10 protein-coding genes, 1 tRNA gene and 1 pseudogene are annotated in these 15350 nt (G+C 57.6%); 3 read left to right on the forward strand and 9 right to left on the reverse strand.

Translation table 11 applies throughout. The features are described 5' to 3' along the window. Positions 1-492: pseudogene (locus IM300_RS14690) on the reverse strand (hypothetical protein); the annotation flags it as partial. 71 nt (positions 493-563) lie between these two features. Further along, positions 564-658: transfer RNA gene (locus IM300_RS14695), tRNA-Sec, on the reverse strand. A 286-nt stretch (positions 659-944) separates the two neighbouring features. Here IM300_RS14695 and IM300_RS14700 point away from each other — a divergent pair. Together IM300_RS14700 and yicI are read left to right on the forward strand one after the other, a co-directional pair. Beyond that, entirely contained in the window at positions 945-2336 is a 1392-nt protein-coding gene (locus IM300_RS14700) for a glycoside-pentoside-hexuronide family transporter (RefSeq protein ID WP_193037104.1), read from the forward strand. Positions 2337-2348: 12 nt separating this feature from the next. Then, positions 2349-4667 (forward strand): alpha-xylosidase, encoded by a 2319-nt coding sequence (gene yicI / locus IM300_RS14705; protein ID WP_193037106.1) that lies wholly within the window; start codon positions 2349-2351, stop codon positions 4665-4667. Positions 4668-4808: 141 nt separating this feature from the next. Here yicI and IM300_RS14710 read toward each other — a convergent pair whose 3' ends face one another. Next, positions 4809-6503 (reverse strand): AsmA family protein, encoded by a 1695-nt coding sequence (locus IM300_RS14710; RefSeq protein ID WP_193037108.1) that lies wholly within the window; start codon positions 6501-6503, stop codon positions 4809-4811. A 119-nt stretch (positions 6504-6622) separates the two neighbouring features. Continuing rightward, the gene (gene xanP, locus IM300_RS14715) at positions 6623-8014 is read right to left on the reverse strand and encodes a xanthine/proton symporter XanP (protein WP_063868754.1); all 1392 of its coding nucleotides are present in this window, start codon (positions 8012-8014) and stop codon (positions 6623-6625) included. Between the two features lie 225 nt (positions 8015-8239). Between xanP and gltS the strand changes: the two genes are divergently transcribed. Next, on the forward strand, positions 8240-9442 hold the full coding sequence (gene gltS, locus IM300_RS14720; protein ID WP_006812438.1) for a sodium/glutamate symporter: 1203 nt from the start codon (positions 8240-8242) through the stop codon (positions 9440-9442). Between the two features lie 3 nt (positions 9443-9445). Here gltS and recG read toward each other — a convergent pair whose 3' ends face one another. Genes recG through gmk form a run of 5 tightly spaced genes read right to left on the reverse strand, consistent with a single transcriptional unit; the run spans position 9446 to position 15312 of the window. Further along, positions 9446-11527, reverse strand: a complete 2082-nt coding sequence (gene recG, locus IM300_RS14725; protein ID WP_063868759.1) for an ATP-dependent DNA helicase RecG — start codon at positions 11525-11527, stop codon at positions 9446-9448. 3 nt (positions 11528-11530) lie between these two features. Then, a complete protein-coding gene (gene trmH / locus IM300_RS14730) occupies positions 11531-12220 on the reverse strand; it encodes a tRNA (guanosine(18)-2'-O)-methyltransferase TrmH (protein WP_063868761.1) in 690 nt (229 codons plus the stop codon). 4 nt (positions 12221-12224) lie between these two features. Further along, positions 12225-14339 carry a bifunctional GTP diphosphokinase/guanosine-3',5'-bis pyrophosphate 3'-pyrophosphohydrolase gene (gene spoT, locus IM300_RS14735; RefSeq protein ID WP_022646616.1) on the reverse strand — a complete coding sequence of 705 codons (2115 nt, stop codon included), beginning with the start codon at positions 14337-14339 and terminating at the stop codon, positions 12225-12227. A 19-nt stretch (positions 14340-14358) separates the two neighbouring features. Further along, on the reverse strand, positions 14359-14634 hold the full coding sequence (rpoZ, locus tag IM300_RS14740) for a DNA-directed RNA polymerase subunit omega (RefSeq protein WP_000135058.1): 276 nt from the start codon (positions 14632-14634) through the stop codon (positions 14359-14361). Between the two features lie 54 nt (positions 14635-14688). After that, positions 14689-15312, reverse strand: coding sequence for a guanylate kinase (gene gmk, locus IM300_RS14745; protein WP_006177710.1), 624 nt, complete (start codon positions 15310-15312; stop codon positions 14689-14691). Between the last annotated feature and the right edge of the window lie 38 nt (positions 15313-15350).

The raw sequence follows: 15350 nt of genomic DNA on the forward strand, positions 1-15350 counted from the left end.
GACTGATTCTATGGTTGGGTCTTTATCGAGTTTTGTAAGATAATCACGCCATCCCCATGGGATGTTTCGGAGTGTCTCGTCATTAATCAACGAATTATAATATATAAACAACTCCCTTAAATATGCTACCAATTCTTGGTAGGCATATATGTATATATTAGATAATGGGCTGGGATTTGATTGATTTTTCTTTTTTAAAGTTTCTGACGGAAGAGTTGCATATAAATTGATTACTGTAATCAATTCCTCTATTATTTCGTATGAAGCTTTTTGATTTAATCCCGGCCTTGCACCTAAACGCCAAAGGTTTGGACAATACCTTGCAGACAGAAATCCCGGCTCTCCAGTTGCGGGCCATTTGACAAGGTCACCATATTTGAAAAGATCTGATGGATCAATGTTGGAAGAACTATTTATTCTATGTATTAAATCAATAGTGAAACCATTTCCAAGCATTATTCCTATTTTTTTATTTCTCTGAGTATCCAACATTCCATTCCTTTAGTTAGAAAAAAATGATGTTAACTGCTGTCGAATAATGAAAGCGTATAGAGTAAGACTTTTGGCGGAAGATCACAGGAGTCGAACCTGCCTGGGAACGCTGGCGCCCCCAACTGGATTTGAAGTCCAGCCACCTCACCGGAGATGACGATCTTCCGCGCCTGCATTGCTACATGGAGGCGGGCGCATTATAGCTACTTTCAGGCATTTACCACATACCCCACACCACTTTTTTCACCGCTCTTTTGACCTTAACCCCCCTGTTTCAGCTAATTCTTAAGAAAATCCTCAGGTTAGCATTTTGTGCTCACCAACCTTTATCCCGATCACAAAAAACAAGAAACGTAATCTGCTAACCAGAAAACGCAATACCCGCTACTGAAACAATGGTTTAAAAAACGGTAACCGGTCTCAGCGCCCCCTACAGCGTGAAGGATAAAAAGATGAGCGAAGTCCTGTCAGTAAAAGAGAAGATTGGCTACGGCATGGGAGACGCCGCCAGCCACATCATTTTTGATAACGTCATGCTTTATATGATGTTTTTCTACACCGATATTTTTGGTATTCCCGCCGGGTTTGTCGGCACCATGTTCCTGCTGGCGCGCGCGCTGGATGCGATCTCCGACCCGTGCATGGGGCTGATTGCCGACCGCACCCGCAGCCGCTGGGGCAAGTTCCGCCCGTGGATTTTGTTCGGCGCCATTCCGTTCGGTATCGTCTGCGTGCTGGCCTACACCACGCCGGACCTCAGCCTCAACGGCAAAATGGTTTACGCCGCTATCACCTACACGCTGCTGACCCTGCTTTATACCGTCGTCAACATCCCGTACTGCGCGCTGGGCGGGGTGATCACCAACGACCCGACGCAGCGCATCTCCCTTCAGTCCTGGCGCTTTGTGCTGGCGACGGCGGGCGGCATGCTCTCCACGGTGCTGATGATGCCGCTGGTGAACCTGATCGGCGGCGACGATAAGGCGTTCGGCTTCCAGGGCGGGATCGCCGTGCTGTCGGTGGTCGCGTTCCTGATGCTGGCGTTCTGCTTCTTTACTACCAAAGAGCGCATCCAGGTGCCGCCAAGCACCACCTCCATGCGGGAAGACCTGCGCGATATCTGGCAAAACGACCAGTGGCGCATCGTCGGCGTGCTGACCATCCTCAACATTCTCGCCGTCTGCGTGCGCGGCGGCGCGATGATGTACTACTGCACCTGGATCATGGGCTCGCCGGAAGTGTTCGTCGCGTTCCTCACCACCTACTGCGTCGGCAACCTGATTGGCTCCGCACTGGCGAAACCGCTCACCGACTGGAAGTGCAAGGTCAGCATCTTCTGGTGGACCAACGCCGCGCTGGCGGTGGTCAGCGTGGCGATGTTCTTCGTGCCGATGCATGCCACCGTGCTGATGTTCGCCTTTATCTTTGTCATCGGCGTGCTGCACCAGCTGGTGACGCCCATTCAGTGGGTGATGATGTCCGATACCGTTGACTACGGCGAATGGACCAACGGCAAACGCCTGACCGGCATCAGCTTTGCGGGCACGCTGTTCGTGCTGAAGCTCGGCCTGGCGCTGGGCGGAGCGATGATTGGCTGGATGCTGGCAGGCGGCGGCTACGACGCGGCGGCCAAAACCCAGAACAGCGCGACCATCAGCATCATTATCGGCCTGTTTACGCTGGCGCCGGCGATCTGCTACGTGCTGAGCGCCATCATCGCCAAACGCTACTACACGCTGAAAACCCCCTTCCTGACCAAAATCCTGAGCGAGCTGGCGGAGGGCGCGCGCCGCAATCAGCAGGATTTTGAAAACCTGCCGGTCAGTAAAGAATTGCAGAACTAAGAGGACGAAAGCATGAAAATCAGTGATGGAAACTGGCTTATTCAACCGGGCCTGAACGTGACGTATCCGGTTCAGGTGTTCGACGTGGAGCAGCAGGGCAATGACCTGGTGGTGTATGTGGCGCCGCGTGACGTGCGCGAACGCACCTGGCAGCTCGACACGTTGATGTTCACGGTGCGCCTGTTTGCTCCGCAGGAAGGGATCGTCGGGGTGCGCATCGAGCACTTCCAGGGTGCGCTGAATAACGGCCCGCACTATCCGCTGAACGTTCTGAAAGACGTGAAGGTCGAGATTGAAAACAACGCCGAGTTTGCTGAGCTGAAAAGCGGCAGCGTCAGCGTGCGCGTCACCAAAGGCGAGTTCTGGGCGCTGGACTTCCTGCGCAACGGCCAGCGCATTACCGGCAGCCAGCTGAAAAACAACGGTTACGTGCAGGATACCAACACCGACCGCAATTACGTGTTCGAGCGGCTGGATCTCGGCGTGGGTGAAACGGTCTACGGCCTGGGCGAGCGCTTTACGGCCCTGGTGCGCAACGGCCAGACGGTCGAGACATGGAACCGCGACGGCGGCACCAGCACCGAGCAGTCCTACAAAAATATCCCATTCTACCTGACCAACCGCGGCTACGGCGTGCTGGTGAATCACCCGGAAAACGTCTCGTTTGAAGTCGGCTCTGAAAAAGTCTCCAAAGTGCAGTTCAGCGTGGAAGGGGAGTATCTGGAGTATTTCGTGATCGACGGCCCGACGCCGAAAGCGGTGCTCAACCGCTATACGCAGTTCACCGGGCGTCCGGCGCTGCCGCCTGCGTGGTCGTTCGGCCTGTGGCTGACCACCTCGTTCACCACCAACTACGATGAAGCGACGGTCAACAGCTTTATCGACGGCATGGCCGAACGCGACCTGCCGCTGCACGTGTTCCACTTTGACTGCTTCTGGATGAAGGCCTTCCAGTGGTGCGACTTCGAGTGGGACCCGGTGACCTTCCCGGATCCGAAAGGGATGATCCGCCGGCTGAAAGAGAAAGGGCTGAAGGTCTGCGTGTGGATCAACCCGTATATCGGCCAGAAGTCGCCGATCTTCCGGGAGCTGAAAGAGAAGGGCTACCTGCTCAAGCGTCCGGACGGCTCCCTCTGGCAGTGGGACAAATGGCAGCCGGGGCTGGCGATTTATGACTTCACCAACCCGGACGCGTGCCGGTGGTATGCCGACAAGCTGAAAGGCCTGGTGGATATCGGCGTCGACTGCTTCAAGACCGACTTCGGCGAGCGCATCCCGACGGACGTCCAGTGGTTCGACGGGTCCGATCCGCAGAAGATGCACAACCACTACGCCTACATTTATAACGAGCTGGTGTGGAACGTGCTGAAAGAGACGGTGGGTGAAGAGGAAGCTGTGCTTTTTGCCCGCTCGGCATCCGTCGGGGCGCAACAGTTCCCGGTACACTGGGGCGGCGACTGCTACGCCAACTACGAATCGATGGCGGAAAGCCTGCGCGGTGGGCTGTCTATTGGCCTGTCCGGCTTCGGGTTCTGGAGCCACGATATCGGCGGTTTCGAAAACACCGCTCCGGCGCACGTCTATAAACGCTGGTGCGCGTTCGGGCTGTTCTCCAGCCACAGCCGCCTGCACGGCAGCAAATCCTACCGCGTGCCGTGGGCGTACGATGACGAGTCCTGCGACGTGGTGCGCCACTTCACGCAGCTGAAATGTCAGCTGATGCCGTACCTGTACCGTCAGGCGGCGCTGGCCCGCGAGTTCGGCACCCCGATGCTGCGCGCGATGATGCTGGAGTTCCCGGACGATCCGGCGTGCGATTACCTCGACCGTCAGTACATGCTGGGGGATGCCCTGATGGTCGCTCCGGTGTTCTCCGAGGCGGGCGACGTGCAGTTCTACCTGCCGGAAGGCCGCTGGACCCACCTGTGGCACAACGACGAGATCGCGGGCAGCCGCTGGCATAAGCAGCAGCACGATTTTATGAGCCTGCCGGTCTACGTGCGTGATAACACGCTGCTGGCGCTGGGTAACAATAACCATAAGCCGGACTACGCGTGGCACGAGGGGACAGCCTTCCAGCTCTTTAATCTGAGCGATGGCGCAACGGCGGTGAGCGAGGTGCCGGCCGCGGACGGCGCGGTGATGTTTACGCTGAAGGCGTCACGTCAGGGCGACATCGTCACCTTTACGGGCGCAGGCGAGGCGCGTAACTGGTCCGTCTGCTTGCGCAACGTGCAGAAGGTCGGCGGCGTGAAGGGCGGCTCACACGCGGGCAGCGAGTGGGGCGTGGTGGTGAAAGCGGAGGGGGATGAGGTGGTGGTTCACCTCTGAGCCGTAAAAATGCCCGGTGGCGCTTCGCTTACCGGGCATACGGTAATTATGATGTTTGATGCCCTCACCCAAACCCTCTTCCCGTGGGAGAGGGAACCAAAACCTCGTAGGCCGGGTAAGGCGAAGCCGCCACCCGGCTTTTTACTGTGCCGGAGCCACCGCCGACACCACGCCGCCGGTCATTGTCTGCTGCACCTGCTGTTTATCCATATTTACCGCGCTCAGCTTCCCATTCACCGTCGGCTTCAGTGGCGCATTCGCCTGCACGCTGCCGCTGGCGGTGAGCTGAATATTGCCGTCCCCCGCAATCGGCAGCGCTGGCCAGCCCCACTGCTGCAATACGCTGAGCGGTACGCCGCGCCCGTTCAGGCTCACGGTGGTTTGCCGCTGGGGCAGCTGTGACACGGTGGCGGTCGCTTCCAGGATCCCTTTCTCGGTAAAGGCGCTCAGGTCGGTAATATTTACCGTCGCGGCGTTGGCGTTCAGCGCCAGCGACGGGCGTCGCACGTCGACGCGGTTAAAGGTTGCTGCCGCGCCGTTCAGGGTTGCGTTACCGCCCCATATGCCCCATTTGCGATCTTTCGCCAGCCGCAGATTTGCGCCATAGCCGTCAAGGGAGGTGATCTGCCACGGGAAAGCAGGATCGATGTCGATCACCAGGTTGCGGCTCAGGCCAAATTTTTTCAGCGTCACGCTGTTCAGCCATGCCGGGAGCGGATCCATCCACAGCGTTTTCCAGTTTTCCGGAAGCGTATATTCCAGCCCGGCAATGGCAACGTCATCCAGCACCAGCGCCTGACCCTCGCGCAGCCAGTTGCCTGAGGTGCGCACCATGCCCCCTTCCCAGCGGGAGGTGAACTGACGCAGTGCAATGCCCTGAGGCGAGAATTCCGCGTTCATGATGGGATCAAACAGGTGCAGCGAGCCGTAAATAAACTCGCTGGCGTTCATGGATAACCGTCCCTCCTGGCTCTGCCAGTCACCTTTACTCAGGGTGAGGTTACGCAGGCTGAGATCGAGGTCGGTTACCGCCCAGTCAGGCCCCTGTAGACGGGCATCGGTCACGTCCAGCCGCCCAATCTGTAACGAAGGCAGGGTGACGATTGGGGCGAAGAAATCCAGCAGCGATTTGTCGCTCTGCATGCGGATCTCATTCAGACGCAGGGTATCAATCACCCAGCTGCCGTCGGCATTACGCTGGGCAGAGCCCGTCAGGGAGCCGCGCCCCATATCGGCGCCAATGGTGTTAAGCACCACCTCATTGCCGTTCAGCTGCCCCTGAATCAGCACGTTATTCGCCGGTATGCCGTTGAGCGTGAGCGAGCCGGCGCTCATCTGAATGCGCGCGTTTTTCCCCAGCACGTTTCCCGCCTCGGGCTGCCACGGGCTGACGCCGCCCGTGACCTTTTGCGCGCTGAGATCCCACGCCGTGTTCGGGCTGTTAAAGGCCATGTTATTCAGTTGCAGACGGTCGGCCTGGAACGGCAGCGGCGCCGTCTGCGACGATAAGTTCAGCGTGCCGTCGGACAGGGTGATGGCGTCCATGTGCAGCGGGTCGGTGATTTGGCGACTGCTTAAACCGATATCCACCTTTTTAGCGACCAGCGTGGCCGGTTTGCCATCTCGTCCGAAGGTGACGTTTTCCAGAAGGATGTGAGAAGGGGATGAAAATCGGTGATCCATCAGGTCAAAGTTGAGCTCGTAATCGGTATTCACCGTGATCCAGCTGCTGACCTGCGATGCGCCCCAGCGGGTCTGGAGCAGAAAATAAAAGGCGAGCACTACGATGAGCAGGGCTACCAGAAGATAGATGAGCAGCTTTCCAATAAATTTCATGGTCTTCCTTCCCGCGAAACGTACATAAAGGAGTTATGCACGATTTATGCGCAATGCTCAAGGCGGGAATGGTGTAAAGAGGTGTCACGGCAGGCATTGACAGCCTGCCGTGAGGGGGATCAGTTCTTTTCAGGCGGGAAAACGAGGTTCAGCACGATAGCGGTAATACCGCCCGCGGCGATGCCGGAAGAGAGCAGGTTTTTCACCCAGTCCGGAGCAAACTGCAAAATCATCGGCTGCTGGGAGACGCCCAGACCCACGGCGAGCGACAGCGCGATAATCATGATTGCGCGGCGGTTCAGCGGCTCGCGGGAGACGATACGCACGCCGGAGGCGGCAATGGTGCCAAACATGACCAGCGTCGCGCCGCCCAGTACCGGCTCAGGAATGTGCTGCACAAACCCGCTCACTGCCGGGAACAGCCCGAGGACGACCAGCATCAGCGCCACCACGAAGCCCACGTAGCGGCTGGCCACGCCGGTCAGCTGGATCACGCCGTTGTTCTGGCCAAAGCAGGAGTTCGGGAAGGTGTTGAATACCGCCGAGACAAACGAGTTCAGCCCGTTTGCCAGCACGCCGCCTTTGAGGCGTTTCATGTACAGCGGGCCAGAGACCGGCTGCTCGGAAACGTCGGAGGTGGCGGTGATATCGCCGATGGTTTCCAGCGAGGTGATCATAAAGACCAGCATCAGCGGCAGCAGCAGACTCCAGTCAATGCCCAGGCCGTAGTAGAGCGGCGTTGGCACGGTAATCAGCGCGCTATTAGTCGGTGCGGTGTTTTCCGGCAGCATACCCAGCGCCCACGCCAGCAGGTAACCGGCCGCCATGGCGATCACCAGTGATGCAACGCGCAGGTACGGGTTACGCTGGCGGTTGAGCAGAATAATGATCGCCAGCACTACGCCTGCCAGCAGCAGGTTTTTCGGGGCGCCAAAGGTATGGTCGCTCATTGCCGCGTAGCCGCCCCCGATGGAGGTCAGACCTACCTGAATCAGCGACAGGCCGATAATCATCACCACCACGCCGGAGACCAGCGGGGTGATCACCCGGCGCGCCAGGTGCAGAACGCGGGAGATAATCATCTCCGTGCAGCTTGCCAGCATCAGGGTGCCGAAAAGCGCCGCCATCATGGTCGGCACGTCCGCGCCGCCGGTTTTCAGCGCCGTACCGCCCATGATCAGCGGTGCCACAAAGTTAAAGCTGGTGCCCTGAATCGACAGCAAACCCGATCCCACCGGACCCCAGGCTTTAATTTGAATGATGGAGGCCACGCCGGAGGCGAACAGAGACATACTGATGATGTGCTGCGTATCCTGTGCCGGTAACCCCAGCGCCTGGCAAATCAGCAGCGCCGGCGTGATGACCGCCACGAACATCGCCAGTAGGTGCTGACAGGCGGCAAAGAGGGTTTGAGGCAGCGGGGGACGATCTTCAAGGCGGTAAATCAGTTCGCTGTTTTGCTTCTGCGCAATCGGTTGCGCATCAGAAGACTCCAGAGTGTTAACAGACATCGGCGGCAATCCCACGGTGGAAAAGCGGGCATTTTAGCTGACCACCCGGTAAAAGCAAACGATTGCCAGCAAAAAAAAGAGAGAAAATCTGCCGGTGTGAGCAGGTTTTCTACAACCAACAGGAAAAAAAAATTACACTTTTCGCGCCGGCGGCTCATGACGAGCATCACCCGGCCCAGGATAACGCCGCGTGTGTATGGAACACGCGCATAACAGGAGCCTTCTATGATTCATCTCGATACGTTGTCGACCCTTGTTGCCGCAACGCTGGTTCTTCTGCTTGGTCGCAAGCTGGTACACAGTGTTTCCTTTCTGAAAAAGTACACCATTCCTGAACCCGTCGCCGGTGGATTGCTGGTGGCGCTGGCCCTGCTGGTGCTGAAAAAAAGCATGGGCTGGGAAATCGATTTTGATATGTCCCTGAAAGATCCGCTGATGCTGGCCTTCTTTGCCACTATCGGCCTGAACGCCAACCTCGCAAGCCTGCGTTCGGGCGGCAAGGTGCTGGGCGTTTTTCTGATTGTCGTGGTGGGCCTGCTGCTGATGCAAAACGCCATCGGCATTGGTATGGCGTCGCTGCTGGGGCTGGATCCGCTGATGGGCCTGCTGGCGGGGTCGATTACCCTGTCAGGCGGCCACGGAACGGGCGCGGCGTGGAGCAAGCTGTTTATCGAACGCTATGGCTTTGAAAACGCAACGGAAGTGGCGATGGCCTGCGCGACCTTTGGTCTGGTGCTTGGCGGCCTGATTGGTGGCCCGGTGGCGCGCTATCTGGTGAAGCACTCCACCACGCCGGAAGGCAGACCAGACGATGAAATGGTCCCGACCGCGTTTGAAAAACCGGACGTTGGCCGCAGCATCACCTCGCTGGTGATGATTGAAACCATCGCCATGATTGCCATCTGCCTCACCGTGGGCAAAATCGTTGCGCAATGGCTGGCGGGAACGGCGTTCGAACTGCCAACCTTTGTCTGCGTGCTGTTTATCGGGGTGATTCTGAGTAACGGTCTGGCGCAGATGGGCTTCTACCGCGTCTTTGAACGCGCGGTGTCCGTGCTCGGGAACGTCAGCCTGTCGCTGTTCCTGGCGATGGCGCTGATGAGCCTCAAGCTGTGGGAACTCGCCTCGCTGGCGCTGCCGATGGTGGCGATTCTGGCGGTGCAGGCCGTGTTTATGGCGCTGTATGCCATCTTTGTCACCTGGCGGATGATGGGCAAAAACTACGATGCGGCGGTGCTGGCAGCAGGACACTGCGGGTTTGGACTGGGGGCAACGCCAACGGCCATCGCCAACATGCAGGCGATCACCGAACGGTTCGGCCCGTCGCACATGGCGTTCCTGGTGGTGCCGATGGTGGGCGCATTCTTCATTGATATCGTCAACGCGCTGGTCATTAAGCTCTACCTGATGCTGCCGATGTTTGGCTGACCGTCAGGCGTTGGAATACCGCTCGGTTTCCGGCATCCAGCGTTCAATCAACGCTGCCGCCTGTTCGGGGTAGCGTTCATGAATATGGCGCGCAAGGCGTTGTACTTCGGGGATCATGGCCTGATCGCGCAGCAAATCCGCCACTTTAAATTCGGCGTTACCCGTCTGACGCGTGCCCAGCAGTTCGCCCGGGCCGCGGATCTCCAGATCTTTTTGCGCAATGACGAAGCCGTCATTGCTGTCGCGTAAGACCTGCAACCGCATCTGCGCGGTTTTCGACAGCGGGGCTTTGTAAAGCAGAACGCAGTGAGAGGCGATCGCGCCACGGCCTACGCGGCCTCGCAGCTGGTGGAGTTGCGCAAGACCCAGGCGCTCCGGGTTCTCAATAATCATCAGGCTGGAGTTTGGCACGTCCACGCCCACTTCAATGACCGTCGTGGCGACCAACAAATGCAGCTCACCCTGCTTGAACGACTGCATCACCGCCTGCTTCTCGGCGGGCTTCATGCGCCCGTGCACCAGACCAACGTTCAGCTCCGGCAGGGCGAGCTTCAGCTCTTCCCACGTGGCTTCGGCAGCCTGGGCTTCCAGCAGCTCAGACTCTTCAATCAGGGTACAGACCCAGTAAGCCTGGCGGCCTTCCTGCGTGCAGGCGTTGCGCACACGGTCAATAATGTCGCTGCGGCGCGTGTCCGGAATGGCGACCGTGGTCACCGGCGTACGGCCCGGCGGCAGTTCGTCGATGGTGGAGGTATCCAGATCGGCATAGGCCGTCATCGCCAGGGTGCGCGGGATAGGCGTGGCGGTCATGATCAGCTGATGCGGATGGAAGCCCTGTTGCAGACCTTTCTCCCACAGCGCCAGACGCTGATGCACACCAAAGCGGTGCTGTTCGTCGATAATGACCAGCGCCAGGCCGTTAAACTGCACCTGTTCCTGGAAAATAGCGTGTGTGCCGACAATCATCTGCACCTGTCCGCTGGCAATGGCTTCCTGCTGCGCAAGGCGCGCTTTGCCCTTCTGCTTCCCGGCCAGCCAGCCCACTTCGATGCCCAGCGGGGCGAACCAGTTACGGAAATTGTTGGCATGCTGCTCGGCCAGCAGTTCCGTCGGCGCCATTAGCGCCACCTGCTTGCCGTGGGCGATGGCGCGTAACGCGGCCAGCGCTGCGACCAGCGTTTTACCGGAACCGACATCGCCCTGCACCAGGCGCATCATCGGCACGTCAAGCGCCATATCGCGTTCGATCTCGGCGGTGACCCGCGCCTGTGCGCCGGTGGGTTTAAACGGGAGTGAGGCCAGCAGCTTATCCTTGAGTTCATCGCGCTGGCTTAATGGCTGCGCGTGGAAGCGCTGCGCACCTGCGCGCAGTGCCAGCATGCTCAGGTTATGAGCCAGTAATTCCTCAAGGATAAGACGCCGTTGAGCGGGGTGTTTACCGCTTTCTAAATCAATAAGCTGAAGCGTTGGCGGTGGACGGTGCAGGGTGCGTAACGCCTCCGGCAGGCTCATCATGCCCTGCGCCAGCTCCGGTGGCAGCAGCTCGTTAATGGCGCAGGTATCGAGCAGCTCCAGCGCCTGGTCGGTGAGCTTGCGCAGCGTTGCCTGCTTAATGCCCTCGGTAGTCGGATAGACCGGCGTGAGCGTCTCCTGTAGCTCAGGTGAGCTAAGATCGCCCTGCACGCGGTATTCCGGGTGGATCATCTCCGCGCCGTATTTGCCACGTTTCGCTTCGCCGTACGCAAGCACGCGTCGTCCCGTGGCAAGGCTGTTTTTCATCGCCGCGCTGAAGTTGAAAAAGCGCAGGGTAAGAATGCCGGTCCCGTCGCTGATCTGGCAGGTCATCATCCTGCGTCCGCCAAAGGTGATGTTGCAGTTCAGCACTTCCCCTTCAACGGTGGCGTAGATGGCAGGCAGCAGATCGCCAATCTTATAAAGCTGGGTGCGGTCTTCGTAACGCAGGGGGAGGTGGAGCAGGAGATCCTGCACGGTGTGCAGGCCAATTTTGGCCAGTTTACTGCTTTGTGCCGCACCCACGCCCGTCAGGCTGTTGAGCGGTATGGCGTCCAGCAGGCGGCCTTTCATCTTTTACCCTGCGTACTGCATGGTGGACCACCACTCGGCATCGGCTTCAATTTCGCCCTGCGCGTTGACGTGGGGGTAAGGCAATTTCTTCTGCTTCGCAACGCGAGCCAGCACCGGATAGCCACCTTCAAACAGCAGGCGCTGCTGCTCATCTTCCGGCAGCATGCTGTTGCTGCGCTCGTACATGCCGGCGTTCTGACGCTGGCGCTGCGCTTCGTACAAAATCAGCGCAGAGGCGACCGACACGTTGAGCGACTGGACCATGCCGATCATCGGAATGATGATGTCCCGATCGGCCAGTTCCAGAGCTTCCTGCGTGATCCCCGTTTTCTCCTGGCCCATTAAAATACAGGTTGGACGGGTATAGTCGATCTCACGGAAATCCACGGCTTTAGCAGAGAGGTTGGTTGCCAGAACCTGCATACCACGCCCTTTCAGGTGCGAGACCGCTTCACCAATGCTCTGGTGCGTTTTAACGGATACCCAGCTGTTGCTGCCTGCGGCGGTGGAGGCCATGGTACGCATACGTGCGCCCGGCCAGACGGCGTGTACTTCATGCACGCCGACGGCATCTGCGGTGCGGACGATAGCAGAGACGTTATGAGGTTTATGGACCTGCTCCATGCAGACCGTCAGATCAGGCTGACGCCTGGCGAGCATTTCGCAGATTCGCTCGTAACGTTTTGAATTCATAATGCTAGTTTCGGTTTCGGGTGACTTTAATGACGTCCGGCATCACGCGGATCTTGCGCATAATATTCGCCAGATGCACGCGGTCACGGGCGGTCAGGCGAATAAAGGCGCTGTAAACGCGGCCATCTTTTTCTTCCGTATTCAGGCTCTGAATGTTGGACGAGGCCGTGTTGATTGCTGCCGTCAGGTTCGCCAGTGCACCCTGGTGGTTAAACATATCCACCTTGATTTCAGTAATAAATTCCTGCGCCGTCTCTTTATCCCACTCGACCGCCATGAACTTCTCAGGCTCTTTCTGGTAGCCACGGATGTTGCGGCAGGATTCGTGGTGGATCACCAGCCCTTTACCTGGGCTGACGTGCGCAATAATCGGGTCGCCCGGGATAGGACGGCAGCATTTGGCGAAGGTGATGAGCACCCCGTCAGCGCCTTTGATCGGCAGGTGACCATGATTTTGTGCGTTAGCTGGAACGGCTGTCGTTTCGCCCTGTTGCAGGTTCTTCGCCACGACCACGCTCATGGCGTTGCCGAGGCCAATCTCAGCCAGCAGGTCATCCAGCGAGGCGAGCTTCATACGCTCCAGTTCATGCTGAATGTTCTCTGGCGGGATTTCAGCCAGTTTGCGGCTGCCACCCAGCGCGTGATTGAGCAGACGGCGCCCCAGGCTGACGGAGTCGTCGCGCTTGAGGTTTTTCAGCAGCTGGCGGATTTTTGCGCGCGCTTTTGAGCTCACGACAAAGTTCAGCCAGGCGGCGTTAGGCCGTGCGCCCGGCGCGGTAATAATTTCTACCGTCTGTCCGCTGAAGAGCGGCTGGGAGAGCGGGTAAGGCTGTCTGTCGACGCGGGCACCTACGCAGGCATGGCCGATATCGGTATGCACGGCGTACGCGAAGTCGACCGGTGTCGCGCCCGCAGGCAGTTCGACAATGCGCCCTTCCGGCGTGAAAACGTAAATCTCATCCGGGAAGAGATCGGATTTAACGCTCTCGATAAATTCAAACGAGCTACCTGCACTCTGTTGCAGCTCCAGCAGGCTCTGCATCCAGCGTTGGGCGCGGATTTGCGCGGTAGTGCTGCTTTCGCCACCGTGCTCTTTATAGGCCCAGTGCGCCGCGACACCCATCTCTGCCATTTGATCCATGTCTTCGGTACGAATTTGCACCTCAACAGGGACACCGTGCGGGCCAATCATGGAGGTGTGCAAAGATTGATATCCGTTCGCTTTTGGAATGGCGATGTAATCTTTGACGCGCCCCGGACGTGGCTTGTACAGGCTGTGCATCTGCCCCAGCACGCGATAGCAGGTGTCTGAGTCATGGACGATCACGCGAAACGCGTAAATATCCATGATTGAGTGAAAACGCTGCTCTTTAAGCACCATTTTGCAGTAGATAGAGTACAAATGCTTTTCGCGACCGCTCACGCGGCACGGTATACCGGCTTCCTGCAAACGCCCTTCGATTTCAGAGAGGATCTTTTGAATCATCTCTTTACGGTTGCCGCGAGCGGCTTTCACCACCTCTTTAATCACGCGATAGCGGTTCGGGTACAACGCCTCAAAACCCAGCTCTTCCAGCTCGGTTTTAATGTGATGTATCCCTAAACGGTGCGCCAGCGGACTGTAGATTTCGAGGGTTTCACGGGCGATGCGGCGACGTTTATCCGGGCGAAGTGAGCCCAGCGTGCGCATATTGTGGGTGCGGTCAGCAAGTTTGATGAGAATGACGCGGATATCCTGCACCATCGCCATGATCATCTTGCGAAAGTTTTCGGCTTGCGCCTCTTTCTTGTCGCGGAATTTCAGCTTATCAAGCTTAGAGACCCCTTCCACCAGCTCGGCAACGCTTTTGCCAAACAGCTGTTCCATATCCTGGTAGGTGGCAGGGGTATCTTCGATCACGTCATGCAGCAGGGCGGCCATCAGCGTTTCGTAGTCGAGTTTCATCTCGGCCAGAATACAGGCTACCGCTACCGGGTGCGTGATGTAAGGTTCACCGCTTGAACGTGTCTGGCCCTCGTGAGCGTCACGTGCAACGAGATACGCCTGCTGAAGACGCTTAATCTGGTCTTCAGGCAGGTAGGTTTGAATCAGTTGATTCAGGCTTTCAAACAGATACAAGGGCGACCCGCAGGTTTAATTAACGACGACCTTCAGCAATAGCGGTAACAGCTTGTAATTCAGCGGCTTCCTGCTCTTGCTGCTCCTGGCGCTCACGCACGTCGAGGATCTGGTTGTTGATCAGACCTTCTTCGATTTCGCGAAGTGCAATAACGGTGGTTTTATCGTTTTCTTCCGGTACCAGCGGATCTTTACCGCCTACCTGCATCTGACGAGCGCGACGCGCGGCGACCAGCACCAGGTCAAAACGGTTACCAATTTTCTCTACAGCGTCCTGAACAGTTACGCGTGCCATACTTAAAATGCTCCACAGGTGAAGAAATGACTGGGCATGATACTGAAAGTGGGTTCAGTCTGCCAACAGTTTGGTGATTAATGCGTCATGTCGCTGCTTCTGGCGGCTCATACGCAGACGTTCTGCGCGAAGGATTGTTTTGAGATCGCTTAGCGCGGCATCAAAATCATCATTCACAATAAGGTAATCATATTCCGCGTAATGGCTCATTTCTGCAACAGCCTGCGCCATACGCTTTGCGATAACTTCTTCGCTGTCCTGGCCGCGGCCACGCAGGCGGCGATCCAGCTCATCTTTCGATGGCGGTAAAATAAAGATACTGCGCGAATCAGGCATTTTCTTGCGAATTTGCTGCGCGCCCTGCCAGTCGATATCCAGGAACACGTTCACGCCGGTCGCCAGAACCTGCTCAATGGTTTCACGCGAGGTACCGTAGTAGTTACCGAAAACTTCTGCGTGTTCAAGAAACGCGTCTCTGCCAATCATCGCCCTGAATTCATCGTGATTCACAAAGAAATAGTGTTCACCGTGCACTTCACCCGGACGCGGCGCCCGCGTGGTGTGAGAAACAGAAACCTGCGTATCGTACAACGGTTGGGTTTTTAACAGTGCCTGAATAAGGCTGGATTTACCCGCGCCACTAGGGGCAGAAACAATATAAAGCGTGCCTTGAGCCATGAGAGTCTTTTGTATGTGTAACGAAGAAGTCCTACATA

Source organism: Enterobacter cloacae complex sp. I2 (genome assembly GCF_014896205.1).
Classification (GTDB): domain Bacteria; phylum Pseudomonadota; class Gammaproteobacteria; order Enterobacterales; family Enterobacteriaceae; genus Enterobacter; species Enterobacter quasihormaechei.

What these genes read in the sequence shown, in the direction of transcription:
- IM300_RS14700 (WP_193037104.1), top strand. Translation starts at nt 945, where the DNA reads ATGAGCGAAGTCCTGTCAGTAAAAGAGAAGATTGGCTACGGCATGGGA.
- yicI (WP_193037106.1), top strand. Translation starts at nt 2,349, where the DNA reads ATGAAAATCAGTGATGGAAACTGGCTTATTCAACCGGGCCTGAACGTG.
- IM300_RS14710 (WP_193037108.1), bottom strand. Translation starts at nt 6,503, where the DNA reads ATGAAATTTATTGGAAAGCTGCTCATCTATCTTCTGGTAGCCCTGCTC.
- xanP (WP_063868754.1), bottom strand. Translation starts at nt 8,014, where the DNA reads ATGTCTGTTAACACTCTGGAGTCTTCTGATGCGCAACCGATTGCGCAG.
- gltS (WP_006812438.1), top strand. Translation starts at nt 8,240, where the DNA reads ATGATTCATCTCGATACGTTGTCGACCCTTGTTGCCGCAACGCTGGTT.
- recG (WP_063868759.1), bottom strand. Translation starts at nt 11,527, where the DNA reads ATGAAAGGCCGCCTGCTGGACGCCATACCGCTCAACAGCCTGACGGGC.
- trmH (WP_063868761.1), bottom strand. Translation starts at nt 12,220, where the DNA reads ATGAATTCAAAACGTTACGAGCGAATCTGCGAAATGCTCGCCAGGCGT.
- rpoZ (WP_000135058.1), bottom strand. Translation starts at nt 14,634, where the DNA reads ATGGCACGCGTAACTGTTCAGGACGCTGTAGAGAAAATTGGTAACCGT.
- gmk (WP_006177710.1), bottom strand. Translation starts at nt 15,312, where the DNA reads ATGGCTCAAGGCACGCTTTATATTGTTTCTGCCCCTAGTGGCGCGGGT.